20 protein-coding genes are annotated in these 24,963 nt (G+C 73.0%); 2 read left to right on the top strand and 18 right to left on the bottom strand.

Annotated elements, in window-relative coordinates:
• Window positions 1-76: 76 nt before the first annotated feature.
• The 4 genes from CP973_RS38045 to topA all read right to left on the bottom strand — a co-directional run bounded on the left by CP973_RS38045 (window position 77) and on the right by topA (window position 8,332).
• A complete protein-coding gene (locus CP973_RS38045; RefSeq protein WP_150249209.1) occupies window positions 77-1,306 on the bottom strand; it encodes a DNA polymerase III subunit delta' in 1,230 nt (409 codons plus the stop codon).
• A gap of 451 nt (window positions 1,307-1,757) precedes the next feature.
• Window positions 1,758-5,066, bottom strand: coding sequence for a dTMP kinase (gene tmk, locus CP973_RS38050; RefSeq protein ID WP_150249212.1), 3,309 nt, complete (start codon window positions 5,064-5,066; stop codon window positions 1,758-1,760).
• 84 nt (window positions 5,067-5,150) lie between these two features.
• Window positions 5,151-5,294, bottom strand: coding sequence for a hypothetical protein (locus CP973_RS40290; RefSeq protein WP_167538592.1), 144 nt, complete (start codon window positions 5,292-5,294; stop codon window positions 5,151-5,153).
• Window positions 5,295-5,473: 179 nt separating this feature from the next.
• Window positions 5,474-8,332 (bottom strand): type I DNA topoisomerase, encoded by a 2,859-nt coding sequence (topA, locus tag CP973_RS38055; protein ID WP_150249216.1) that lies wholly within the window; start codon window positions 8,330-8,332, stop codon window positions 5,474-5,476.
• 528 nt (window positions 8,333-8,860) lie between these two features.
• On the opposite strand from topA, the gene CP973_RS38060 reads away from it, so the two are divergent.
• Complete coding sequence (locus tag CP973_RS38060; protein ID WP_208853379.1) at window positions 8,861-9,295, top strand: DUF2752 domain-containing protein; 435 nt, start codon at window positions 8,861-8,863, stop codon at window positions 9,293-9,295.
• 120 nt (window positions 9,296-9,415) lie between these two features.
• On the opposite strand, the gene CP973_RS38065 is transcribed toward CP973_RS38060, so the two are convergent.
• The 7 genes from CP973_RS38065 to bldG all read right to left on the bottom strand — a co-directional run bounded on the left by CP973_RS38065 (window position 9,416) and on the right by bldG (window position 17,745).
• Window positions 9,416-9,817, bottom strand: a complete 402-nt coding sequence (locus CP973_RS38065) for a hypothetical protein (RefSeq protein WP_167538593.1) — start codon at window positions 9,815-9,817, stop codon at window positions 9,416-9,418.
• Window positions 9,818-10,055: 238 nt separating this feature from the next.
• Entirely contained in the window at window positions 10,056-10,247 is a 192-nt protein-coding gene (locus tag CP973_RS38070) for a hypothetical protein (protein WP_150249222.1), read from the bottom strand.
• A 197-nt stretch (window positions 10,248-10,444) separates the two neighbouring features.
• Window positions 10,445-11,989: a DUF7059 domain-containing protein gene (locus CP973_RS38075; protein WP_150249224.1), complete on the bottom strand. Its 1,545-nt coding sequence runs from the start codon at window positions 11,987-11,989 to the stop codon at window positions 10,445-10,447.
• A 473-nt stretch (window positions 11,990-12,462) separates the two neighbouring features.
• Window positions 12,463-13,044, bottom strand: coding sequence for a small secreted protein (locus CP973_RS38080; RefSeq protein WP_150249227.1), 582 nt, complete (start codon window positions 13,042-13,044; stop codon window positions 12,463-12,465).
• Window positions 13,045-13,248: 204 nt separating this feature from the next.
• Entirely contained in the window at window positions 13,249-15,645 is a 2,397-nt protein-coding gene (locus tag CP973_RS38085; RefSeq protein ID WP_150249230.1) for a sodium-translocating pyrophosphatase, read from the bottom strand.
• Between the two features lie 1,176 nt (window positions 15,646-16,821).
• The gene (locus CP973_RS38095; RefSeq protein WP_150249235.1) at window positions 16,822-17,295 is read right to left on the bottom strand and encodes an ATP-binding protein; all 474 of its coding nucleotides are present in this window, start codon (window positions 17,293-17,295) and stop codon (window positions 16,822-16,824) included.
• Between the two features lie 108 nt (window positions 17,296-17,403).
• On the bottom strand, window positions 17,404-17,745 hold the full coding sequence (bldG, locus tag CP973_RS38100; protein ID WP_004571875.1) for an anti-sigma factor antagonist BldG: 342 nt from the start codon (window positions 17,743-17,745) through the stop codon (window positions 17,404-17,406).
• Between the two features lie 55 nt (window positions 17,746-17,800).
• Between bldG and CP973_RS38105 the strand changes: the two genes are divergently transcribed.
• On the top strand, window positions 17,801-20,272 hold the full coding sequence (locus tag CP973_RS38105; RefSeq protein WP_150249238.1) for a DEAD/DEAH box helicase: 2,472 nt from the start codon (window positions 17,801-17,803) through the stop codon (window positions 20,270-20,272).
• Here CP973_RS38105 and CP973_RS38110 read toward each other — a convergent pair.
• From CP973_RS38110 to CP973_RS38140, 7 genes are all read right to left on the bottom strand, one after another.
• The gene (locus tag CP973_RS38110) at window positions 20,265-20,564 is read right to left on the bottom strand and encodes a cupin domain-containing protein (protein WP_150249241.1); all 300 of its coding nucleotides are present in this window, start codon (window positions 20,562-20,564) and stop codon (window positions 20,265-20,267) included. The genes CP973_RS38105 and CP973_RS38110 overlap by 8 nt on opposite strands.
• A gap of 234 nt (window positions 20,565-20,798) precedes the next feature.
• Window positions 20,799-21,197 (bottom strand): Rv3654c family TadE-like protein, encoded by a 399-nt coding sequence (locus tag CP973_RS38115; RefSeq protein WP_150249243.1) that lies wholly within the window; start codon window positions 21,195-21,197, stop codon window positions 20,799-20,801.
• Complete coding sequence (locus CP973_RS38120) at window positions 21,172-21,606, bottom strand: TadE family type IV pilus minor pilin (protein WP_244410227.1); 435 nt, start codon at window positions 21,604-21,606, stop codon at window positions 21,172-21,174. The genes CP973_RS38115 and CP973_RS38120 overlap by 26 nt, the downstream gene beginning before the upstream one ends.
• The gene (locus tag CP973_RS38125; RefSeq protein WP_425282081.1) at window positions 21,599-21,784 is read right to left on the bottom strand and encodes a DUF4244 domain-containing protein; all 186 of its coding nucleotides are present in this window, start codon (window positions 21,782-21,784) and stop codon (window positions 21,599-21,601) included. Before CP973_RS38125 ends, CP973_RS38120 begins: the two co-directional genes overlap by 8 nt.
• Before the next feature lie 130 nt (window positions 21,785-21,914).
• Window positions 21,915-22,475, bottom strand: a complete 561-nt coding sequence (locus CP973_RS41545) for a type II secretion system F family protein (RefSeq protein WP_280119052.1) — start codon at window positions 22,473-22,475, stop codon at window positions 21,915-21,917.
• Window positions 22,476-22,803: 328 nt separating this feature from the next.
• Window positions 22,804-23,730, bottom strand: coding sequence for a type II secretion system F family protein (locus CP973_RS38135; RefSeq protein ID WP_167538595.1), 927 nt, complete (start codon window positions 23,728-23,730; stop codon window positions 22,804-22,806).
• A complete protein-coding gene (locus tag CP973_RS38140; RefSeq protein ID WP_425282082.1) occupies window positions 23,727-24,872 on the bottom strand; it encodes a TadA family conjugal transfer-associated ATPase in 1,146 nt (381 codons plus the stop codon). The genes CP973_RS38135 and CP973_RS38140 overlap by 4 nt, the downstream gene beginning before the upstream one ends.
• Window positions 24,873-24,963: the final 91 nt, after the last annotated feature.

Below are 24,963 nucleotides of genomic sequence, written 5' to 3' on the forward strand. Positions count from 1 at the left end.
GCTGGGGGTGAGCCCTTGCGTAGCGCCCCCTCAGCCCTTCCTGAACGCCGCCCTCAGCCCTCCCTCAACGCCTGCCTCAGCCCTTCCGCAGCGCCGCCGTCATCGCCTCCACCGCCAGCAACGGGGCCACGTTGCGGTCCAGGGCCTGGCGGCAGGCGATGACGGCCTCTATCCGGCGCAGCGTGCGTTCGGGGGTGGAGGAGGCCGCGATACGGCGGATGCTGTCGCGGACCTCGTCGTTGGCGAGGGGGACCGCGGAGTTCAGTTGGACGGCCAGGACGTCGCGGTAGAAGGCGGTGAGGTCGGTCAAGGCGAGGTCGAGGCTGTCGCGCTGGGTGCGGGTGGAGCGGCGCTTCTGCTTGTCCTGGAGCTCCTTCATGGCGCCCGCGGTGCCGCGCGGCAGGCGGCCGCCCGTGCCGGCGGCGGCGCCGAGCGCGGCGCGCAGCTCCTCCGTCTCCTTGGTGTCCACCTCCTCGGCGACCTGCTTGGCGTCCTCCGTCGCGGCGTCGATCAGCTCCTGGGCGCCCTTGAGGCAGCCGCCGATGTCGTCCACGCGCAGGGGGAGCTTGAGGACCGCGTTGCGCCGGGCACGGGCCCGTTCGTCGGTGGCCAGGCGGCGGGCCCGGTCGATGTGGCCCTGGGTGGCCCGCGCGGCGGCAGCGGCGGCCTCCGGCTCGATGCCGTCCCGGCGGACCAGGAAGTCGGCGACGGCGGCGACCGGCGGCGTACGCAAGGTCACGTGGCGGCAGCGGGAGCGGATGGTGGGCAGTACGTCCTCGATGGAGGGGGCGCACAGCAGCCAGACCGTACGGGGAGCGGGCTCCTCGACGGCCTTGAGGAGGACGTTGCCCGCGCCCTCGGTGAGGCGGTCGGCGTCCTCCAGGACGATCACCTGCCAGCGGCCGCCCGACGGGGACATGGAGGAGCGGCGGACCAGGTCGCGGGTCTCCTTCACGCCGATCGAGAGCAGGTCCGTACGGACGACCTCCACGTCGGCGTGGGTGCCCACCAGGCTCGTGTGGCAGCCCTCGCAGAAGCCGCAGCCGGGGGCGCCGCCGAGGGCGCGGTCCGGGCTGACGCACTGGAGGGCGGCGGCGAAGGCGCGCGCGGCGGTGGCGCGGCCGGCGCCGGGCGGGCCGGTGAACAGCCAGGCGTGGGTCATCTTGGACGTGCCGGACCGGGCTATCGGGTCGGCGCCGGTCACGGCCGCGCCCTCGGCGGTGACCAGTGCGTCCGCGTCGCGCGCGGCCGCGGCGAGCTGCTCGATCAGGCGTTCCTGCCCGATCACGTCGTCCCACACCGCCATGTCGCTGCCTGCCGTTTCTGTCCTTGTCCGTACTGGCTGTACCGGCTGTACTGGCTTTACCGGCCTGCACGCCTTGTACTGCCCGTGCCGTCGCGTTACGCCCTGCGCCGGGTTCCATTGTGGGGGCTCCCACTGACAGCCCGAACGTCCCACTGATAGCCCGGACGTCCCGGTGACAGCCGGACGTCCCGATGACAGCTCGGATGTCCCAGGCAACGGGCTGGGCAACGCCCCCGGGCAACGGGCCGGGCCCCGGCAGCCGCGTTGCTTCGCCGCTGCCGGGGCCCGCTCCGTTCACCTCACCCGCCGGCACCCGGGTCGTTCCGGGCTCCGGTCGTGCCGGGCCCCGGTCGTTCCCGGACTCCGCGCGTTCCCGTCCGGACTCCGCTCGTTCCAATCGCCTCGTCGGCTCGTCGGCTCGCCGCCTCGCCGCCTCGCGGGCGTCAGCGCGTCAGCCCCGGCGCCCCCGCCGGCCACGCCCCCGCTGCTCGTCCTCGTCCTCGCGCGGGCCGAGGAGTTCGTCGGCCAGGGTCGGCAGGTCGTCCAGCGGGGTCTCCTCCGCCCACGCCGGGCGGCGGCGCGGCGCGGGCTCCACCGGCTCCCCGGTGGCCGGGTCGATCTGCGGCAGCTCGCGCGTGCGCTCCACGCCGGACGTCCCGGAGTCGCCGCGCGCGTCCGTACGGGCGTCGCGTCGGTCCGTACGGGTCTCGCGTCCGTCCGTACGACCGTTCCAACCGCCCGTACGGCCGTCCCGCCCGTCCGTACCGCCGCCCTCCTCCTTGCGGAACATCCATTCCGGTACGCGGTCCGCCGGGTCGTCCCCGCGCCGCGCCTGTTCGCGCTCCTGCCAGCTGTCGTGGGCCTCGGGCCGTACGGGCGGCAGCACCGCGGTCTCGTCGGAGGCCCCCGGTACGTCCCGGTGCTGCGGCAGAACCGCGGTCTCCTCGGCGTCCGAGGACGGGGACGAGGGCTGGGGCTGGGGCTGGGGCCGGGACTCAGACTGGGACTGGGACTCGGAAGACGTACGGGTCTGCCGCAGCCCCGCCATCGGCGTCTCCGCAGTGGGCGCCTCCGCGGCCTCCGCCGCACGCGCGGCCTCTTCCTCGGCCCTGCGCGCGGCCTCCGCTTCTTCCTTGGCGCGCGCTTCCGCTTCGGCCTTGGCCTTGGCCTCCGCCTCGGCCGCCGCCGCGAGCCGCGCCTGTTCCGCGCGCAGCAGCGCCTCCTCGGCCTTGCGCTGCTTCTCCAGGCGGCGTTCCTCGGCCTCCCTGCGCAGCCGCGCCTCCTCCTCGGCGCGCTTGCGCAGGCGCTCCTGCTCCTCCTGCCGCGCGCGCTCCTCGGCCTCACGCCGACGGCGCTCCTCCTCGGCGGCCTTACGGGCCTCCTCGGCGCGCTTCCGCGCCTCCTCCGCCTGGCGGGCGGCCTCGCGGGCCTTGGCCTCCTCGATCTCGCGGCGCTTGCGCTCTTCCTCCTCGGCGCGCAGTTTGGCGAGCTGTTCCTGCCGCTCGCGCTCCTTGCGCTCCTCCTCGGCCTTGCGTGCGGCCTCTTCCTCGGCCTTGCGCCGGGCTTCCTCCTCGGCCGCCTTGCGGGCCTCTTCCTGGGCCTTGATCTCGGCCTCGGACATCGGCAGGACCTGGTCGAGGCGGTGCCGTACGACGGTGGTAACGGCCTCCGGGTCCTGGCCGGCGTCGACGACCAGATAGCGCGCCGGGTCGGCGGCGGCCAGGGTCAGGAAGCCGGCGCGGACGCGCTGGTGGAACTCGGCGGGCTCGGACTCCATCCGGTCCGGGGCCTCGGTGAAGCGCTCGCGGGCGGTCTCCGGGGAGACGTCGAGGAGCACGGTCAGGTGCGGTACGAGGCCGTCGGTGGCCCAGCGGGAGATGCGGGCGATCTCGGTGGGGGCGAGGTTGCGGCCCGCGCCCTGGTAGGCGACGGAGGAGTCGATGTACCGGTCGGTGATGACGACGGCGCCGCGCTCCAGCGCCGGGCGGATCACGCTGTTGACGTGCTCGGCGCGGTCGGCGGCGAACATCAGCGCCTCGGCGCGGTCCGACAGGCCCGAGGTGGACACGTCCAGGATGATCGAGCGCAGCCGCTTGCCGATGGCGGTGGCGCCGGGCTCGCGGGTCACCACGACCTCGTGGCCCTTGCCGCGGATCCATTCCGCGAGCGCCTGGACCTGCGTCGACTTGCCGGCCCCGTCGCCGCCCTCCAGGGCGATGAAGAAGCCGGTGGGGGCGGGTGCCTGGTCGGGGTCGCCGCCGCGCAGCGCCTCGCGCAGGTCGCGCCCGAGGGGGACGCCCTGGCGGTCGTCCACCTTGCCGAGCACCCATGCGGCGACCGGCAGCAGCAGCGCGCCGACCAGCATCAGAGTGAAGGCCGCGCCGCCGTGCGAGAAGACGTTCCGGTCGCCCGCCAGGTGGTGCGGGCCGATGGCCCCGGCCAGCAGCGGCGTGACGATGACGGCCAGCGCGACGACGAGCCGGACGACCGCGTGCAGGTGGTCGGTCGTGCGGGCGGTACGGGCCTCTTCGGTCTCCTGGTCGAGCAGGGTGTGCCCGGTGTTGGCCGCGATGCCGGCCGCCACTCCGGCGAGCAGCATCAGCAGGACGACCGTCGTGGTGTCCGGGACCAGCCCGGCCGCCAGCAGCGCCAGGCCCGTGACGGCCACCGCGAGGGCCAGCAGGCGGCGCCGGGAGAGTGCGGGCAGCACCTTGCGCGCGCCGCGGATGCCCGCGACCGGTCCGGCGCTCAGGCCGAGCACCAGCAGTCCGAAGGCGGCCGGGCCGCCGCCGAGGTCACCGGCGTGCAGGACCGCCACCGAGACGGCCGCGGCGATCGCACCGGCCACCGCCGCGCAGGCCAGCACCAGCAGCGGCACGGCGCCGGTGCGGCCCCGGTCGGCGCCCGCCTCGGTCCTCGGGCGGCGCAGGCCCTCCAGGGGCGAGCGGGGGCGCGGGGTCTGCGTACCGGGAAGTTCGAGGAAGTACAGGATGGAGATGGACGCGGCGAAGAGGCCGGAGGCCACGTACGAGGCGAGCGCGGCCTGGTGGTCGGCGAACCAGTCGATGCCGTTGGCCAGCAGCCTGGTCACGAGCGTGACGACGATCAGCCCGGCGGCGGCCAGCGGGAGCGACACGAAAGCCGTACGCAGCGACAGGCGGCGCAGCGCGTCCAGGTTGTCCGGCAGCGGGCGGACGGCCGTGCCCTCGGCGGGGGGCGCGGGCAGCAGTCCGGGCGCCGCGCTCTCCCTGGCGACGGTCCAGAAGCGCTCGGCCACGCCGGTGACGAAGACCGTCACCAGCAGCCAGACCAGCGCGCTGCCCGGTGTCCAGTCGATCCACAGCGGGGCCACGACCAGCAGTGCCAGCCGCAGCCCGTCCGCGCCGATCATGGTCCAGCGCCGGTCCAGCGGGCCCGACGGCGCGGTCAGCGCGGACAGCGGGCCCAGCAGCACCGCCCCGGAGAGCAGGGTGGCCAGCATCCGGGCCGCGAAGACGGCGGCGACGGCCAGGGCCGCGCCCCGATAGCCGCCGCCGAAGGCCGCCTGGCCGCCGGAGGGGACGTACAGCGCCGCTTGCAGCGAGAGCAGTACGAGCACCAGCAGGGCAAGGGCATCGCCGATCGCCCCGACGAACTGTGCGCTCCAGAGCCGCTTCAGTGGGGGGAAGCGGAGCAGGGCTCGCACGGCGCGCTCGCGGGAGTCCGCGACGAGGGCGCCGGATGTGGGGGTCACGACCGTAGGGAGCTCGGCACGCGTCATTCCGCCAGCCTATCGGCCGGATATGACAGGTCCGGATTCCACCCGAACACACGGACGGGTGGGTTCGGGGCGGAGACTTTTGGATCACTCTGGGGGCAAGTGCCCCAGAGACGCCCCAGGAGTCCCCGGCTCCTGGTCCTCCAGCAGGACCTCGTCGAAGACCTCGATCCCCACGACGACGATCAGGCCGTGGGCGACGACGTACTCGACGAGGAGCCCCGGCGCCACCTGGGCCCTGCGGTGGCCCTCCTGCGTACCGACGTGGCGGGTGACCCGGTAGTACGGATCGAGCGCGAGCTCGGTCAGCCCGCGTTCGAGCAGGTCACGCCGCTCGGTCGGGACGGCGTCCGCCGTCGCCTTCGCCTCGGCGGTGAAGGTGACGCGGTACGCCGTCGTGCGCCCGCTGCTCAGCTCTCCACGCTCTCGGCCGCCTTCTTCGCCGCCGTGGTCGTCTTCTTCGCGGCGGTCGTCTTCTTGGCCGCCGTGGTCTTCTTCGCGGTCGTCGTCTTCTTGGCCGCCGTCTTCTTCGCCGGAGCCTTCTTGGCGGCGGTCTTCTTCGCCGTCGTCTTCTTGGCCGGGGCCTTCTTGGCGGTCTTCTTCTTGGCCGGGCCCTTGGCACGCTTCTCGGCCAGCAGCTCGTACCCGCGCTCCGGCGTGATCGTCTCGACGTCGTCGTCCCGGCGCAGGGTCGCGTTGGTCTCGCCGTCGGTCACGTACGGGCCGAAGCGGCCGTCCTTGACGACCACCGGGCGCTCGCTGACCGGGTCGGTGCCCAGCTCCTTCAGCGGCGGCTTGGCGGCGGCCCGGCCGCGCTGCTTGGGCTGCGCGTAGATGGCGAGAGCCTGCTCCAGCGTGATGTCGAAGATCTGGTCCTCGCTCTCCAGGGAGCGCGAGTCGGTGCCCTTCTTCAGGTACGGGCCGTAGCGGCCGTTCTGCGCGGTGATCTCGACGCCCTCGGGGTCCTTGCCGACGACGCGCGGCAGCGACATCAGTTTGAGGGCGTCCGCGAGGGTGACGGTGTCCAGGGACATCGACTTGAAGAGCGAGGCGGTGCGCGGCTTCACCGCGTTCTTGCCGGTCTTCGGGGTGCCCTCGGGCAGGATCTCGGTCACGTACGGGCCGTAGCGGCCGTCCTTGGCGACGATCTGGTGGCCGGTCTCCGGGTCGGTGCCCAGCTCGAAGTCGCCGCTGGGCTTGGCCAGCAGCTCCTCGGCGTACTCCACCGTCAGCTCGTCGGGCGCCAGGTCGTCCGGCACGTCGGCGCGCTGGTGGCCCTCGGCGTCCTTCTCGCCGCGCTCCACGTACGGGCCGTAGCGGCCCACGCGCAGCACGATGCCGTTGCCGACCGGGAAGGAGGACACCTCGCGGGCGTCGATCGCGCCGAGGTCGGTGACCAGTTCCTTCAGGCCGCCGAGGTGGTCGCCGTCGCCGTTGCCGGCCTCGGAGGCGGCGCCGGCCGCCTCGCCCTCGCCGAAGTAGAAGCGGCGCAGCCACGGCACGGACTGGGCCTCGCCGCGCGCGATGCGGTCGAGGTCGTCCTCCATCTTGGCGGTGAAGTCGTAGTCGACCAGTCGCCCGAAGTGCTTCTCCAGGAGGTTGACGACGGCGAAGCTCAGGAAGGACGGCACCAGGGCGGTGCCCTTCTTGAAGACGTAGCCGCGGTCCAGGATCGTGCCGATGATCGACGCGTACGTCGACGGGCGGCCGATCTCCCGCTCCTCCAGCTCCTTGACCAGCGTCGCTTCGGTGTAGCGGGCCGGGGGCTTGGTGGCGTGGCCGTCGGCGGTGATCTCTTCGGCGGACAGCCGGTCGCCCTCGGCGACCTGCGGCAGCCGCCGCTCGCGGTCGTCCAGCTCGGCGTTCGGGTCGTCGGCGCCTTCGACGTACGCCTTGAGGAAGCCGTGGAAGGTGATGGTCTTGCCGGAGGCGCTGAACTCGGCGTCGCGGCCGTCGGCGGCCCGGCCGCCGATCTTGACGGTGACGGAGTTGCCGGTCGCGTCCTTCATCTGGGAGGCGACGGTGCGCTTCCAGATCAGCTCGTACAGCCGGAACTGATCGCCGGTCAGGCCGGTCTCCGCCGGGGTGCGGAAACGATCACCCGAAGGCCGGATCGCCTCGTGCGCCTCCTGCGCGTTCTTGACCTTGCCCGCGTACGAGCGCGGCTTGTCCGGCAGGTAGGAGGCGCCGTACAGCTGCGTGACCTGGGCGCGGGCCGCGGAGATCGCGGTGTCCGAGAGCGTCGTGGAGTCCGTACGCATGTAGGTGATGAAGCCGTTCTCGTACAGCTTCTGCGCCACCTGCATGGTGGCCTTGGCGCCGAAGCCCAGCTTGCGGCTGGCCTCCTGCTGGAGCGTGGTCGTACGGAACGGGGCGTACGGGGAGCGGCGGTACGGCTTGGACTCGACCGAGCGGACCGCGAAGTCGGTGTTCTCCAGGGCGGCGGCCAGCGCGCGGGCGTTGGCCTCGTCCAGGTGGAGGACGTCGCTGTTCTTCAGCTGCCCGTTGGGACCGAAGTCGCGGCCCTGGGCGACGCGGCGGCCGTCGACCGTGGACAGGCGGGCGGCCAGGGTCGCGGGGTCGCTGGGGTCACCGGCGCGGCCGGTGGAGAAGGTGCCGGTCAGGTCCCAGTACTCGGCGGAGCGGAAGGCGATGCGCTCGCGCTCCCGCTCGACGACGAGGCGGGTGGCGACCGACTGCACCCGGCCGGCCGACAGCCGCGGCATGACCTTCTTCCACAGGACCGGCGAGACCTCGTAGCCGTAGAGGCGGTCGAGGATGCGGCGGGTCTCCTGGGCGTCGACCAGCTTCTGGTTCAGCTCGCGCGGGTTGGCCACGGCGGCCCGGATCGCGTCCTTGGTGATCTCGTGGAAGACCATCCGGTGGACCGGGACCTTGGGCTTGAGGATCTCCTGGAGGTGCCAGGCGATGGCCTCGCCCTCGCGGTCCTCATCGGTGGCGAGGAAGAGTTCGTCGGACTCGGCCAGCAGCTCCTTGAGCTTCTTGACCTGGTCCTTCTTGTCACTGTTGACGACGTAGATCGGCTGGAAGTCGGCGTCGACGTTCACGCCGAGGCGGGCCCAGGGCTCGCCCTTGTACTTCGCCGGGACCTCCGCCGCGCCGTTCGGGAGGTCGCGGATGTGCCCGACGCTGGCCTCGACCACGTAGCCGGGGCCGAGGTAGCCCTTGATCGTCTTCGCCTTGGCAGGCGACTCGACGATGACGAGTCGGCGGCCGCCGCCCTGTGCGGTCTCGCTGGTCGGGGACAACTTCGCTCTTCTCTCCGGTCGACGCTGGGGGTAACCCCCCGGGCCGGAGCTCTGGGGGACACTGCGGTGACGCTTGACGCTGCGGAGTGTGACGGTACATCCCGCCCTCGTGTCAAACGGAAAAACCCCGCAACGCCACTCGAACGGTAACCCGACTACATGCCTTCATGCCGCCCGGACCGGACACGCGCCCCGCGGCGGGCCCGGCGCGGCCGCCGGACCGGGCGGGGCAGCGAGGGCGGGCGAGGGGTCCTGGCAGCCGGGCGGCGCTGGCAGGATGGACGGCGGCCGTATCCGTTCTCATCAAGCGTTCCCGGGGGTGCTCGCAACGATGCCGAAGCAGTACGCGGAGCCGTCACGCGGGCGGCCCGGCGCAGGTCCGTGCGGCCGGGCCGGGCGGGTCCGGAAGCGGACGGGCGGCGAGGGGCACGATCAAGCCATGCGGGTTGCGGGACTATCGACCGAGCAGGTCATGTTTGTCCCGGATCAGGGCGACTACGCCAGGTCGCCGATCCGGTGAGCACCCCGATGAGCGCACCCGGCGGGCCGCCCGCGAACGGCGCCCCCTCCCCTGCCGCCATCCGGAAGGCCACGCTGCGCCGCGCGGCCGTCGCCGTCGGCGCCGGGGCTCTCGGGGCGGCCTATCTGTGGCGCACCAATCCCCACGAACCGGGACATCTGCTGATCCCGTGCCCGTTCCGCTGGGCGACCGGATTGCTGTGCCCGGCGTGCGGCGGGACCCGCATGGCGTACGACCTGATGCACGGCGACCTCGTGGGGGCCTTCCACGACAACGCCGTCCTGCTGGCGCTGGGCGTGCCGGCCGCCGCGTACATGACCGGCCGATGGCTGTACGCGGGGCTGCGCGGGCGCCGCTTCCGGGCCCGCCTCGGGGCGCGCGGCAACGCCGTCGTACTGGGGATCGCCGCCGTCTGGATGCTCGTGCGCAATCTCACGGGCTGACACGCAGGCCGCCGGGCGCCGCCGCGGGGGAAGCGACGGCGCCCGGCGTACCGTGCGTATCGAAGGTGTCCGGTCTCTGCTGCCCGCCTGTCGGGCGGCTGCTCGCCTGTCGGGCGCGCCTCAGCGCACCGTGACGGTGATCACCGGAGAGACCACGCCGCCGCCGGCCACCCGCAGCTGGTTGACGCCCTTGATGCCCAGCTTCACGCGGACCGAGTAGGCACCGGCCTTGTTGGTGGTCACACTGGCGGGCAGCGACACCCACTTGGCGCCCTGCTTCTGCTGGACGGTGACCTTGGTGCCGGCCTTCAGGCCCGTGGAGGTGCCGGAGATGCGGAACTCCTGCCACGCCTTGACCGAGCCGGTGCTCGCCTTGGCGGTGAGCGTGGCCTTCTGCGGGGCCTTGGCGGCGGCGGTGTGGGCGGTCGGGGCCGCGGGGGCGGCGGAGGCGGCGGCCGCGGTCCCGGCGACGAGAGCGGCGCTGAGAACACCTGCGGCGGCGAGGCGGTATGCACGGTTCATGTCGTGTTCCTCCCTGTTGGGCCGGTTGATGGCCTTCATACAGGAACACGGGTGGATGGCCGTGTCGGTTGCCTCACACGTGCATAAGATTTTCTCAAGCGGCGGAAGTGAATGCCTGTGCGCGAAAAGGCAGTTGATCGCGCAACGAAAAGCTCGCCGTCCGGATGGCGGCGCCCGGGCCGTCAGCGCCCGAAGGCCCGGTCGGCCCTGGCGCTACAGCGGCAGCAGCAGCCCGTCGCTACAGCAGCAGCCAGCACCCCGTGACCAGGAAGACCGTCCCGAAGAGCAGCGTCAGCGCCGCCCCGGTCGACCGGCCGACCCCGTCGGCGACGCGCTCCCCGGACCGTACGCACACGCCCGTCCACACCAGCAGGCCGGCGCCGAACAGCGCGAAGGCCACACCGGCGAACGCCTCGGGTCCACTCTCCATCCGGGCAGCGTGGCACCTCCGGGCGGCACACCGGCGAACGGCGGGTGAACGCCGCCGCCCGATGCCGCGCCGCACCCCTTCCGCCCGCCCCCAGCGCTACCCCCGTCCCGCTCTTCCGGCGCTGCCCTCGTCGCTCTCCTCCGGCGCTACCCCCGTCACTCTCCTCCGGCGTCCCCGCCCCTCTCCCCCGCTCGCAGTCAGCCCTGCTCGACCGGCTCCAGGAAGCCCTGGCCGATCAGCATCCGGATGGCCTCGGGCGTACGGTCGCGGAGCAACACCGGGTCCTCGCCCACCAGTTGCGCGATCGCGTCCAGAATGCGCCCGGCGGGCAGCGAACCGTCGCACACCCCGGCGAAGCCCGCGCCGACCGTGTCCACCTTCGTGGCGCGCCGCATACCGCGGTTCTGCCGGAGGACGACATGCTCCGGGTCCTCCGCACCGGGCAGCCCGACCTGCTCCTGCACGACCTCGGGGGCGAGCCGGAAATGCCCGGCCAGCAGCGCCGCGTCGTCCGTCGCGCGCAGGAAGTCCTGGCGGGCGAAGTGGTCGACGACCACGGAGCCCAGCGGCTGCTCGACCGGGTGCGGCCATTCCTCGACCGTGATCGACGGGTCCTCGGCGCCGGACTTGCGCAGGGTGATCCACCCGAAGCCGACGGCCTTCGTCTTACGGGCCTCGAACTCCTCCAGCCAGGCGTCGTAGCGCGCGGCGTACTCCTCGGGGCTCGTCCGGTGGTCGCCGGCGTCCCGCAGCCACAGCTCGGCGTACTGCGTGACGTCCTGGACCTCGCGCTGCACGATCCACGCGTCACAGCCGCGCGGCACCCACGAACGCAGCCGGTCGCGCCAGTCCTCGCCCTCGACGTGCTGCCAGTTGGCGAGGAGCTGGCAGTACCCGCCGTCGTTCAGGTGGTCCGCCGCCTGCTGGACCAGGGTGCGGCACAGGTCGTCGCCGCCCATGCCGCCGTCCCGGTAGGTCAGCCGGGCGCCCGGCGAGATCACGAAGGGCGGGTTGGAGACGATCAGGTCGTACGTCTCCTCGCCCACCGGCTCGAACAGCGAGCCCTCGCGCAGGTCCGCATCGGGCACCCCGGACAGGGCGAGCGTGAGGCGGGCGATGCGCAACGCGCGCGGGTTCAGGTCCGTGGCCGTGACCTGGGTGGCGTACGGGGAGGCGTGCAGCGCCTGGACGCCGGAGCCGGTGCCGAGGTCGAGGACCTTGGCGACGGGGGTGCGGACGGTGATGCCGGCGAGGGTGGTGGACGCGCCGCCGACGCCGAGGACCAGCTGCGCGCGGTCCACGCCGGCGGCCTCCTCGGCGGCCCGGATGCCGCCCGCGCCGCCGACCGCGCACCCCAGGTCGGAGACGATCCACCAGTCCTGGCCCTCGGGGCCGCCGTACGGGCGGACGTCCACGCTCGCGCGGACCTCGTCCCCGTCGCACACCAGCCAGCCGTCGGCGAGGCAGTCCGCCACCGGCAGCGCGGCGGCGGCGCGGTCGTACGGCACCGGGCGCTGGAGCAGGAACAGGCGCACCAGGGTGGCCGACGCCTGGGTGCCGCGGGTGGCGCGGAGCGCCGGGACGGTCTCGCTGCGGGCCAGCGCGGCGTAGGCGGGCGCGCCGAGCAGCTCCAGGAGGCCGTCGGCGGTGAACCCGGCGGCCAGCAGCGCCTCGCGCAGCCGGGCGGTGCGGGCGGCGGAATCGGGGTCTCGAAGGTCAGCGGTGGGGAGGTGCGTACTCACGCCCCCATTGTCGGGGCAACCACTGACAAACGGCCACGGCCCCGCCGTACCGCCGCTGCCGGGTCACGCCCGACGGCGTGTCGGACGCGGGCCCGGCGCATCTGACGGCGTGTCGGACGCGTCCGGGGCGCGTCCGAGAGGCGTACCTGACGGCACCCGGGACGCGGCGCGGCGGTACGGGCGGCCCTGACGGGGTGTCGCCGTACCGGAGACGCGGGGCAGCGGCCCGGCCGTATTGACGGCATGTCGCCGTACTGGAGAAGTGGGAGCAGCGGCCCAGCCGTACTGACGGCATGTCGCCGTAGCGAAGGCTCGGGGGCAGCGACCCAGCCGTACTGACGGCGTGTCGGCCGATACCCGGGGCGCCCCACGCCCGGGTCCCCGATGCCCGGGGCCCCCGATGCCCGGGGCGCCGATGCCCGGGGCGCCGATGCCCGGAGCGCCGGTGGCCAGCGCCCCAGTGGCCGCCGCGGCTACTTCTTCGGTGAGGCCGAGCCGCCGCCCTCCGTGGCCTTCTGGTTCTGGCAGCCGGACTGCCCGGCCATCGCCTTGCCGACGTCCCCGGACTCCAGCTTCTTGAACGCCTGTTCGCTCTTCTTGTTGAGCTTGTTGATGCCGTCGGACAGCGACCGCAGGCCGTCCGCGAACTTGCCCTTGTCGCCGGTGTCCAGGCCGTCGACCTGCTTCTTGAGGTCGCCGTAGCCCTTGGAGAGGTCGTTGAGCTCCTTGACGGCGTTCTTCTGGGACTCCTCGCCGCCGTCGGCGGGCGGCGCGCCCGCCTGGCTCAGCGACTTGGCCAGTGCCGCGTAGGCGTCGGAGATCTGCTGGAAGGCCTTGGAGTCGGCCTCCTGCACCTTCTTGGAGTCGGTGCCGCCGCTGTCGGCCGTCTGCATGGCCGTGTTGGCGTCCTGGATCTTCTTGAACTGGGCCTGGGCGGGGTCGCAGAACTTCTTGGCCCAGTCGTCGAGCTTTTTGTCGCCGTCGTCGCTGCAGCCGGTCAGCGCGAGCATCAGTGCCGCGCCGCCGGACAGCGCGGCCACAAGCTTCTTCTTCACCGGATTGGTCCCTTCCATGGCTCTCGGCCCCGGAACATACACGTCCCGAGGCCCTCGCCCCCGAGCCGGTCGGGCCGTACGAGCCGCATTGCAGCCATTTGCACCAAGGCCCGGCGCCCGGCCGGGCACACAGCAGGGCGGGCGGACGGCGCGCTCAAGGCACGCCGTCCGCCCGCCCGTTGAGCGGCGCGGACGCCGGTTCCGTCAGGAGACCACCGCGGGATCGGCGGTCTGCGCCACCTTCCCCGAGTTGTTGTCTTCGTCACCCACCGCGATGCCGCGGCGCTTGGAGAGGTACACCGCGCCGACGATGATCGTGATGGCCAGGACGGCGACCACGATCCGTACGCCGACGTTCTTGTCCGCCCCGTAGCTGAACTTCACGACGGCCGGCGCGATCAGCAGCGCGACCAGGTTCATGACCTTCAGCAGCGGGTTGATCGCGGGGCCCGCGGTGTCCTTGAACGGGTCGCCGACCGTGTCGCCGATGACCGTCGCGGCGTGCGCCTCGCTGCCCTTGCCGCCGTGGTGACCGTCCTCGACCAGCTTCTTCGCGTTGTCCCAGGCGCCGCCGGAGTTGGCGAGGAAGACCGCCATCAGGGTGCCGGTGCCGATCGCGCCGGCGAGGAACGAGCCGAGCGCGCCGACGCCGAGCGAGAAGCCGACGGCCATCGGAGTGAGCACCGCCAGCAGGCCGGGCGTGGCCAGCTCGCGCAGCGCGTCCTTGGTGCAGATGTCCACGACACGCCCGTACTCGGGCTGCTCCGTGTAGTCCATGATCCCGGGCTTCTCGCGGAACTGCCGGCGCACCTCGAAGACGACCGAGCCCGCCGACCGGGACACCGCGTTGATCGCCAGCCCCGAGAAGAGGAAGACGACCGAGGCGCCCAGCACCAGGCCCACCAGGTTGTTCGGCTGCGAGATGTCCAGGCTCAGGCCCATGCCCCGGGCGGCGTCGCCGACGTCCCGTACGGCCGTGGCGATCGCGTCACGGTACGAGCCGAACAGCGCGGCCGCGGCCAGCACCGCCGTGGCGATGGCGATGCCCTTGGTGATGGCCTTGGTGGTGTTGCCGACGGCGTCGAGGTCGGTGAGGACCTGCGCGCCGTCGCCGGTGACGTCGCCGGACATCTCGGCGATGCCCTGGGCGTTGTCGGAGACCGGGCCGAAGGTGTCCATCGCGACGATGACGCCGACGGTGGTCAGCAGGCCGGTGCCGGCCAGCGCCACCGCGAACAGCGCCAGCATGATCGAGGCGCCGCCCAGCAGGAACGCGCCGTACACGGCCAGGCCGATCAGCACCGCGGAGTAGACCGCGGACTCCAGACCGATGGAGATCCCGGAGAGCACCACCGTCGCCGGGCCGGTCAGCGAGGTCTTGCCGATGTCCCGTACGGGCCGCCGGCTGGTCTCCGTGAAGTAGCCGGTGAGCTGCTGGATGAGCGCGGCCAGCACGATGCCGATGGCGACCGCCACCAGCGCCAGCATCCGCGGGTCACCGTCGCGGGACAGGATCGCGGGGTCCGAGACGCCGGACAGGTCCGCGTAGGAGGACGGCAGGTACGTGAAGACGGCGATCGCCACGAGGACCAGCGAGATCGCCGCGGAGATGAAGAAGCCGCGGTTGATGGCCGTCATGCCGCTGCGGTCGGAGCGCCGGGGCGCCACCACGAAGATGCCGATCATCGCGGTGAGCACGCCGATGGCCGGGACCAGCAGCGGGAAGGCCAGACCCGAGTCGCCGAACGCGGCCATGCCCAGGATGAGGGCGGCGACCAGTGTCACGGCGTACGACTCGAAGAGGTCGGCGGCCATGCCCGCGCAGTCGCCGACGTTGTCGCCCACGTTGTCCGCGATGGTCGCGGCGTTGCGCGGGTCGTCCTCGGGGATGCCCTGCTCGACCTTGCCGACGAGGTCGGCGCCGACGTCCGCGGCCTTGGTGAAGATGCCGCCGCCGACGCGCATGAACATGGCGATCAGCGCGGCGCCGAGGCCGAAGCCCTCCAGGACCTTGGGCGCGTCGACCGCGTAGACGAGCACCACACAGGACGCGCCCAGCAGGCCGAGCCCCACGGTGAACATGCCGACGACGCCACCCGTACGGAAAGCGATCTTCATGGCCTTGTGCGAGACGGCCGTGAGATCCTTTTTCGCCTCGCCCTCGCCCGGTGTGGCTTCCCGGGCCGCAGCCGCGACGCGCACATTGCTGCGCACCGCCAGCCACATCCCGATATAGCCGGTGGCGGCCGAGAAACCGGCGCCGATCAAGAAGAAGACGCTGCGCCCGGCGCGCTGCGTCCAGTTGTCCGCGGGAAGCAGCATGAGCAGGAAGAACACCACCACGGCGAAAACGCCGAGGGTGCGCAACTGCCGGGCGAGATAGGCATTCGCACCTTCCTGCACGGCGGCGGCGATCTTCTTCATGCTGTCGGTTCCCTCACCGGCGGCCAGCACTTGCCGCACCAGTACCGCCGCGACGGCCAGTGCCGCGAGCGCCACGACGGCGATCACCAGCACGATGCCGCGGTTGCCCGACGTCAGCGATGGCTCGGCCAGGTAAGAGGGGTGTTCCAGCAACTGAGGGGTGTAAGGCCCCGCCATTCGTCCTCCTTGACGTTTGGCACATGGGCGCGCGGATGCACGCTCAGGCGTCCTGAGCAAAGTTGTGGACGGATTGTAGGTAGCTGCACCAGATCAAAACAGGGCGCCTCAAAGGGAATTCGCCGGTGGCGGCCGAGATCGTTCGAAGAACGGGCGGAGATCGGACAGAGATCAGGCGAAGAAGCAGCGAAGATCGAAAATCGCACGACCGCCGACGCGTTTGCCGCAATTCGCCTGGACGAATGAATGCGAATAATTCGCTGACCAGTGAATGATGATCTCAGTGTCTTACCTAACGCCCCTGCTCACGGCCGCCGCGGACGGGCACGGGGAGGGGCGCGCGGGAGCGTGGCGTGAGCCGGGGCGTTACGGCGGGCCTATGGGCGGGGCGGAGCGAGCGCGGGCGTACGCGTGGGCCCGGCCGTCCGGCGGGGTGACGGCGGTGCGGCGGACGGGTCCCGGCGGCGATGCACGTGCGGCGGGCGCCGCAGGCGGGTCCCGCACCGCGTACCGCCACGGAAGTACGCACTCCGGTAGGGGCCACGCGGGTCCTGGACGGCGGCGGACCGTACGCCCGGTACGGCCGGGTGGGGAGGCGGAGGCGGCCGGTGCGCGCGACCGGTGGGTCCGTGGAGTCCGCGGGGCTCCCTGGGCACGGGTGTGCGGATGTGGCCTGAAGAGGGGGGTGCGCGGGGTGGGGAGCGGCCGGGCCGTGAGAGAGCGTTTCGACCACGGCCGGGTCCGCCGGAGCGGGTTCCACGAAAGAGGTGGGGCACGTAGGGCCGAATGGGGGCGTGGGGTGGGGAGGAGGGGGTGTGGGGGCGCGTTCCGGACGATGGGGTGGTCGCGTACGGGGGTGCGAGGGGGAGGGCGCTGGCCGCCGGGGCAGCGGTATGCCGTGTACGGCTGCCAACCGGTCGGGCGGCGCGTGGTGGCGGCGCGAGGGGCGGCCCGACGGGGTACCGCGGCCTACCAGGCGATTCTTACGAGGACGGCTTTACGGGACACGGCTCTGCGGGGCGCGGTTATGCGGGGCCCCGCTAGGGACCGGCTCTACAGGGCCCGGCTCTACGGAACACAGTCGGCGTCGGCGCAGCCCTGCGGAGGGGGCAGCTCCTCGGGAGCGGCCTGTCCGTCCGAGCCCCTACGTACGGCCCACGGCCCACGGCCCACGCCCTACGGCAGCACCGGCGCCGGCGTCGTCGGCCAGCTCATGCGGATGATGCCGCCGGTCTCGCCGGAGGTCACCTCGACGTCGTCGACCAGCCCGCTGATGACCGCGAGGCCCATCTCGTCGTCGCCCTCCGCCCCGTCGCCGTTGTCCAGCGCCGACCCGCCGGGCACCGGCTCGCCGTCGACGCCACGGACGCCGGGCACCGCACCGGCACCGGCCGGGCTGCCCGGGACCTCGTCGCCCACCTCGATGGAGAACTTCTTCTCGTCCTCCACCAGGGCGACCCGCACCGGCGCGGCGATGTTGTTGGTGCGGTGCAGTCCCACCGCACGGGTGCACGCCTCACCGACGGCGAGCCGAACCTCGTCCAGCACGGCCTCGTCCACGCCGGCCCGCCTCGCCACGGCGGCCGCGACCAGTCGCGCGGTGCGGACATGCTCGGGAAGGGCGCTGAAGCGGAGTTCGACGGTGGCCATGCCATCCCCCTCGGTATGCGGGCGTGCAACGCAGGGGGCCGGACCGCCAAGCCCGGTTCCCCCCACTGCTTCCGACCCCGCGCCCTCGGCGCGGGGTCCGGCGAGCCGTCAGTCGGTGGCCGCGACGGCTTCGTCGACCGAGGTGTGGATCGGGAACACCTTGGTCAGTCCGGTGATACGGAAGATCTTCAAAATGCGCTCCTGGTTGCAGACCAGGCGCAGCGAGCCCTCATGGGCCCGCACCCGCTTCAGCCCGCCGACCAGCACACCGAGCCCCGTGGAGTCCAGAAAGTCGACACGCTCCATGTCGACCACGAGGTGGTAGCTTCCGTCGTTCACGAGCTCGACCAGCTGCTCACGCAGCTTGGGCGCGGTGTATACATCAATCTCGCCACCGACCTCGACGACCGTACGGTCGCCAACGGTCCGGGTCGACAGGGACAGGTCCACGGATCCTCCAGCACCTTGCTATCGAGCGGTCGCCCCCCATGGATCGGCAGCCGCGATGGCATTCAATCACTTACCAGCAGGCGTGCACGACGCCTTGTGCGCATTGTCCGTCACACCGGTGACACACTCGGTGCCGATGGCCTCCAATCAGCTGCCCCCGGACGGGGGCACCAGTCCCTCCCCGCGCACGGTCCTGGACCGTCTCACCCAGGGGTCGTCCCGCGCTACGCGCATCACTCATACGGAGCACTTGCCCCCGCGCATCGGCAGCCATGCGGAATGGCCCGCACGGATCCGCACGGAGGTGGTCGACGCCGTCCGGGCGGCCGGGATCGAGCGCCCGTGGACGCACCAGGCCCGTACCGTCGAGCACGCGCTGCGCGGCGAGTCGGTCGTCATCGCCACCGGCACCGCGTCCGGAAAGTCGCTCGCCTATCTGGTGCCGGTGCTGTCCGGACTCCTGGAGGGTTCGGAGGCCCCGAACGGGCGCGGCGCCACGGCCCTGTACCTCGCGCCCACCAAGGCGCTCGCCGCCGACCAGCGGCGCGCCGTCGGCGAGCTGGCGGCGCCGCTCGGCAGCGCGGTGCGGCCCGCCGTGTACGACGGCGACACGCCGGTCGAGGAACGCGAATGGGTGCGCCAGTACGGCAACTACGTGCTCACCAACCCCGACATGCTGCACCTGGGCATCCTCCCGGCCCATCCCCGCTGGTCCTCCTTCCTGCGCGCCCTCAGGTACGTCGTCATCGACGAGTGCCACAGTTACCGGGGCGTCTTCGGCTCCCACGTGGCACAGGTCATACGCCGCCTGCGGCGGATCTGCGCCCGGTACGGGTCCGAGCCGGTCTTCCTGCTGGCCTCGGCCACCGCCGCCGAGCCGGCGCGGGCGGCCGAGCGCCTCATCGGGCAGCCCGTGGCGGAAGTCACGGAGGACACGTCGCCGCGCGGCGAGGTCGTCTTCGCCCTGTGGGAGCCGCCGCTGACGGAACTGCACGGCGAGCAGGGCGCGCCCGTACGCCGTACCGCCACCGCCGAAACCGCCGATCTGCTGACCGACCTGGCCCTCCAGGACGTACGCACCGTCGCCTTCGTACGGTCCCGGCGCGGCGCCGAACTGATCGCCCTCATCACGCAGGAGCGGCTGGGGGCGATCGACCGGGCGCTGGCGGGCCGGGTGGCCGCGTACCGGGGCGGCTACCTGCCCGAGGAGCGGCGCGCCCTGGAGCGTGCGCTGCACACCGGTGATCTGCTCGGCCTGGCCGCCACCACGGCCCTGGAGCTGGGCGTGGACGTCTCGGGCCTCGACGCCGTCCTGATCGCCGGATACCCGGGCACCCGCGCCTCCCTGTGGCAGCAGGCCGGGCGCGCGGGGCGAAGCGGCCAGGGGGCGCTCGCGGTCCTCGTCGCCCGGGACGATCCGCTGGACACCTACCTCGTGTACCATCCCGAGGCGCTGTTCGACCAGCCCGTGGAGTCCACCGTCCTGGACCCGGACAACCCGTACGTCCTCGCCCCGCACCTGTGTGCGGCAGCCGCCGAACTTCCGCTCACCGAGGCCGACTTTCCGCTTTTCGGCCCGGCGGTGCCGCAGCTCCTGCCCTCCTTGGAGGCACGCAAGCTGCTGCGCCGCCGCGCCAAGGCGTGGCACTGGACCCGTCGCGAGCGGGCCGCCGACCTGGCGGACATCCGTGGCCAGGGCGGCTCGCCCGTACAGATCGTGGAGGCGGGCACCGGCCGGCTGCTGGGCACGGTGGACGCGGCCGCCGCGCACACCACCGTCCACGACGGCGCGGTCCATCTGCACCAGGGCCGTACGTACCTGGTCCAGCACCTGGACCTGGAAGACGACGTGGCCCTCGTCGAGCAGGCCGACCCGCCGTATTCGACGACCGCCCGGGACACCACCGCCGTCGCCATCCTGGAGACCGAGACGGAGATCCCCTGGGGCGACTCACGGCTGTGTTTCGGCTCGGTCGAGGTCACCAACCAGGTCGTCTCCTATCTGCGCCGCCGGCTCATCACCGGCGAGGTGCTGGGCGAGACCAAGCTCGACCTGCCGCCCCGTACGCTGCGCACCCGGGCCGTGTGGTGGACCGTCACCGAGGACCAGCTCGACGCGGCCCGGGTGAACCCGGAACAGCTCGGCGGCGCCCTGCACGCGGCCGAGCACGCCTCGATCGGGCTGCTGCCGCTGTTCGCCACCTGCGACCGCTGGGACATCGGCGGCGTCTCCCTCCCGCTGCACCCCGACACCCTCCTGCCCACCGTCTTCGTCTACGACGGCCACCCGGGCGGCGCGGGCTTCGCCGAGCGCGCCTTCCACACCGCCCCCGAGTGGCTCGCCGCCACCCGCAAGGCCATCGCCTCCTGCGAGTGCGAGGCCGGCTGCCCGTCCTGCATCCAGTCCCCCAAGTGCGGCAACGGCAACGACCCCCTCCACAAACGAGGCGCCGTCCGCCTCCTGACGGAACTCCTGAGACATGCGCCGCGCCAGGGCCGTCGGCCGGCCGACGGCCCCACTACGTAGCCTCGACGATCACCAAGGTCCCGTGGCTCCCGGCGCGGACCGCGTGCGGCGTGCCCGCCGGCACGACGTACAGCTCGCCCTGCCGCACGGACACGGCCGCGCCGTCCACCGTCAGCTCCAACCTGCCGTCGAGCACCAACAGCGCCTCGGCCGCGTCATGGGTCTCCTCCTCTCCCGGCAACTCGTCCATGCGCAGCACCTTCACGTCGGCCGCGCCCACCCGTCCCAGGGGCCGGGAACTCCAGGCGCCCGGCAGCGCGTCCGCCGTCTTCCGTACGTCGATCACCGTCAAGGCATGCCTCCCGACGGGCTCTTCCGGTCCTGCCCGGAGGGGCCCGCACGTCGCGTTCAGTGGATGTCTGGACGCTATGCGGGAAGGGGCGGCGGGTGGTCGACCGTTCGGTAAAACCTCCTTGGGCGTGAGTGGTGGAGGGTCTGTCGTGAGTGATGGAGGGTCTGTCGTGAGTGATGGAGGTCTGTCATGACTGACGGTGGGTTGGTCGTGCGCGCTGGAGAGTTGGGTGGTTCAGGTGCCAGTGGCGCCTCCCCCAGATATCGGCTCCGCGCCCGGGGCCGTGCCCAGGGCCGTGGGCGGGCCCGCGCGGGCGCGGATGTCCGAGGTGAACGGGCCGGTACGGGCGCGTGCCGTGACGTCCGCGATGTCGCCACGTACGGTGCAGCGCACCAGCTGCGCGTCCTGGGCAGCCGCCACCCGGCGCGCGGCGCCGCAGGCCTCCGTCGTACTCCGGAGCGCCCGGTCCGCCGCGGCCAGCGCCGCCAAGTCCGCCGCCGCACCCGCCCGGTGACGCGCCACGCCCACTTGGGCCATGGCGATCACCACCGCGAACACCGTGCACAGCGCCATCGCCGCGAACACCGCCCACACCGTGGCCGAGCCCTCATCGCCCCACCGTGTCCTCCGCAAGAGCCGTCGCCTCCCCTCGGAGCGTCAGCGTGAGCGGCCCCGGGCCGGGCGCCGCCGCGGTGACGCGTACCTGTACGAGGTCGCCCTTCCGGGACTGCGCCACCCGTGCGCCCCGTGGGGCCGCGCCACGGGCCGCCGCGTCGACGGCCGCCGGTGTCTCCGACCGGGCCGCCGCCCGCGCCCCGGCCCGTGCCGCGTCCACGCACTGGATCTGCGCGCACGCGGCCATCAGGCCCCACAAGAGCGCGCCCGTGAACAGGACCAGGGCCGGGATCGTCAGGGCGGCTTCGGCCGTCACGTATCCCCCGTCGCGTACGACACGGATGGGCTTTCCGCACCGTGCGTCACCATCGCCGCGTGCGGGTTTTCTGCCCCACACGTGACCCTCGTCGCGCTCGTCGTCAGACATGGACGCCCAGAGCCTTTCCGATCAGCGCGCGCAGTGCCGATTCCACCGCGCCGCCCGACAGCACCTTGTAGAGCACCGCGGCGGCCGCACACGCCGCCAAAGTCCCTACTGCGTACTCGGCCGTGGTCATGCCCCGATCCGCCGCGTACCCGCGCCGGACAGCCAGGGACGAGACCACTCCCCTGGCGCGTCCGGCCATTGCAGTGCCACGCGACAACCACCGTCGTACGAACATCGTTTCTCCCTTGATTGCCTGCTGAGATGCGGTCTGAGATGTAGGTGTGGATGTGTGTGGGCCTCGCCCACGATCAGTTGTGTGCCATGAGCCCCTCCGCCAGGCCGATCAGGACCGGCACCACACCGATCGTCAGGAAGGCGGGCAGGAAGCACGCCGCCAGAGGGAGCGTCACCAACACCGAGGCCCGCCGCGCCCGTTCGGCCGCGGTGCGCTGTGCCGCCGCGCGGAGCCCTGCGGCGATCCGCGAGATGCCCTCCACGGCCGGGACCCCGGATATGCCCGCCCGCTCCATGCAGCGGGCAAGGTCACAGGCACCGGGGAGCGCCCCGAACCGTTGCCATGCAGCCGACGGCTCGGCGCCCAGCCGGAGTTCGGCGGCCACACGTCGCAGCCGTACGCCGACAGTGCCGCCCACCGACCGGCCCACCGCATCGGCGGCCTCCCTCGGGCCGGCCCCCGCCGCGAGGCAGGCCGCCAGCAGGTCCGCCGCCGGTGCCAGCGCCGCGCGCAGGCCCGCCTCCGCCGCTCGCCGCGCCGCCAGCGCCTTCGTACGGCGCTGGCGCAGGCCGACTCCGTACGCCACGGCGAGTCCGATCACGGCGCCGGTCGCTCCGCCGACGAGAATGGTCACGGCCGCCGCGACCGCCGCGGCCCCCGCCCACTCCCGGAACCACCCGGCCCACCGCCTTCGAACCCGAACCCGAGACAGAGTCCGAGACAGAGTCCGAGACTGAGCCCGACTTCGACTGCGCGCTCCCTTCGCCGCCTTGCGCGCGCCTGCATCGCCCCCGAACCCGTCGTCCAGAAGCACCCAGGCCCGTCGTCGCGCAGTACGTACGCCGTGGCACTCCCGCACGGCCGAGAGCAGGCACACCCCGGCGGCGAGAATCGACAGAACAATCCCCAGGCTGTGGATAACATCTGGGACATCGCCATGGGCGGTGGAGTCCCGGAGAACGTCAGTGGACATGGGCGCTCCCCTCCGCGGCCCGGATGATGCGAGCCGTCCAGGCCACGCCGCACCACTCCAGAAGCCCGCCGACCAGCAAGCACGCCCATCCGGCAGGGGTGTGCAGCAGCACCCGGAGCGGGTCGGCGCCCAGCGCGCTGCCCAACGCGACACCACCGGCCGGCAGGAGCGCGAGCATCAGCGCCGTCGCTCTTGGCCCGGCCAACTGGGCGCGCAGGTCGTCGCGTTGGTCGCGCCGCGCTCGGAGGCCCGACGCAATGCGCTCCAGCCCGGCGGCCAGTCCGGCCCCGCCGTCCACGGCCACCTGCCAGCACGCCGCCACACCGGCCAGTCCCTCCGCACCGGGCATCCGCGCCACCGCCCGCAAGGCCTGCGGCACGTCACCGCCGAACCGCGCCGCCACCACTGCCGCGCCCGCCTCACCGAAACCCGCGACGCCGCTCGCCACGAGTGCCTGACCGGGCTGGCGGCCCGCCCTCAGCTCGCCCGCCACCGCCTCGCAGAGCTCGATCACCGCGTCACCCCGGCGCGCCCGTTCCCGTTCCCCTTCCCGGGCCCGCAACCGACGCCGGACCAGCGCCATCGCCACCACGGCGACGACCACCGGCAGCACCGACCGGCCCAGCAGGCCGAGGGCGATTCCGGCCGGCACGCACCACAACTCCCTTCGAGAGGTCCACCGGCGGGCCGCCTCTCGCAGCTTCTTCAGTCCCTTCCGGAGCCGTACGCGCACTCCGCCGGGCGTAGCGGGGCCCGCACCGCCCGGCGGGCCCGCCCGCTCACCGCCCACGAACAGCACCCGTGCCCGTCGTAACTCGTCGTTCCGTCCACCGGACATCCAGACCGCCACCCCGGCGCACAGCACCGCCGCACACACCGGCACCGTCCCGACCACCGCCGTACCGACCTGGCTCATTTCGCGCCCCTCCCCCGCTCGCAGAGCCCCTTCAACCGCCGCCATCCGGGCGCCTCCTGGAAGCCGGTCGGCGACCACACCGCAGCCGGTACGGTCACCACGAACCCGTCCCGGCCCCGCTCCAGAACGTCCACCTGCGCAAGCCGCCGACGGCCGGATCCGTCCCGCACGAGATGCAGCACCACCGACAGGGCGGCCGCCAACTGGCTGTGCAGCGCGGACCGGTCGAGCCCTGCCGTCGAGCCGAGGGCCTCCAGGCGCGCCGGTACGTCGCACGGGGCGTTCGCGTGCACCGTGCCCGAGCCGCCCTCGTGGCCGGTGTTCAGCGCCGCCAGCAGGTCGGTGACCTCGGCACCGCGCACCTCGCCGACCACCAGCCGGTCCGGCCGCATCCGCAGCGCCTGCCGCACCAGGTCCCGCAGGGTGACGCGGCCGACGCCCTCCTGGTTCGCGGGCCGGGTCTCCAGCCGTACGACATGGGGGTGGTGGGGTCTCAGCTCCGCCGAATCCTCGGCCAGTACGAGCCGTTCGGCCGGACCGGCCAGGCTCAGCAACGAACTGAGCAAGGTCGTCTTTCCGGAGCCCGTGCCGCCGCTGATCAGGAAGGAGAGCCGGGCGTCCAGCAATGCGCGCAGCAGCCGGTCGCCGTCCGGCGGCACCGTGCCCGCCGCCACCAGCTCCGCCAGGGTGAAGGCGCGCGGGCGCAGGACGCGCAGCGACAGACAGGTGCCCGCGACGGCTACCGGGGGCAGTACGGCGTGCAAACGGGTGCCGTCGGGCAACCGGGCGTCCACCCAGGGGCGGGCGTCGTCCAGCCGCCGTCCGGCCACGGACGCCAGCCGCTGCGCGAGGCGGCGTACGGCGGCCTCGTCGGCGAAGCGCACGGCCGTGCGCTCCAGACCGGCGCCCCGGTCGACCCAGACCTCGTCCGGCGCGGTGACCAGGACGTCCGTCACGTCCGGTGCGGTGATGAGCGGTTCGAGGGGTCCGGTGCCGGTCATTTCCGACCGCAGGGCGGACACGACGCCGAGCACCTCCGCGTCCCCGAGCAGCCGCCCCTCGGCACGCAGCGCCATCGCCACCCGCGCGGGCGTCGGCTCCGCCCCCGCCTCGGCCAGCCGCCCCCGTACGGCCTCCAGCAGCCCGGCACCGATCCCCGGCCGATCAGGGGGAGGGGCGCCTTGCCGATCAACGGGAGGGGCGCCTTCAGGAGGGGCGCCTTGCCGATCAGCC

Origin of the sequence: Streptomyces albofaciens JCM 4342, from assembly GCF_008634025.1 — a bacterium.
In the GTDB taxonomy this organism is placed as follows: Bacteria; Actinomycetota; Actinomycetes; order Streptomycetales; family Streptomycetaceae; genus Streptomyces; species Streptomyces albofaciens.

Excerpts from the sequence above, each read along its gene's own strand:
- CP973_RS38065 (WP_167538593.1), bottom strand. The coding sequence starts at position 9,817 with ATGAACCGTGCATACCGCCTCGCCGCCGCAGGTGTTCTCAGCGCCGCT.
- CP973_RS38060 (WP_208853379.1), top strand. The coding sequence starts at position 8,861 with ATGAGCGCACCCGGCGGGCCGCCCGCGAACGGCGCCCCCTCCCCTGCC.
- CP973_RS38120 (WP_244410227.1), bottom strand. The coding sequence starts at position 21,606 with ATGTCTGACGACGAGCGCGACGAGGGTCACGTGTGGGGCAGAAAACCC.
- CP973_RS38095 (WP_150249235.1), bottom strand. The coding sequence starts at position 17,295 with ATGGCCACCGTCGAACTCCGCTTCAGCGCCCTTCCCGAGCATGTCCGC.
- CP973_RS38105 (WP_150249238.1), top strand. The coding sequence starts at position 17,801 with ATGGCATTCAATCACTTACCAGCAGGCGTGCACGACGCCTTGTGCGCA.
- CP973_RS38070 (WP_150249222.1), bottom strand. The coding sequence starts at position 10,247 with ATGGAGAGTGGACCCGAGGCGTTCGCCGGTGTGGCCTTCGCGCTGTTC.
- CP973_RS38045 (WP_150249209.1), bottom strand. The coding sequence starts at position 1,306 with ATGGCGGTGTGGGACGACGTGATCGGGCAGGAACGCCTGATCGAGCAG.
- CP973_RS38135 (WP_167538595.1), bottom strand. The coding sequence starts at position 23,730 with ATGAGCCAGGTCGGTACGGCGGTGGTCGGGACGGTGCCGGTGTGTGCG.
- tmk (WP_150249212.1), bottom strand. The coding sequence starts at position 5,066 with ATGACGCGTGCCGAGCTCCCTACGGTCGTGACCCCCACATCCGGCGCC.
- CP973_RS38085 (WP_150249230.1), bottom strand. The coding sequence starts at position 15,645 with ATGGCGGGGCCTTACACCCCTCAGTTGCTGGAACACCCCTCTTACCTG.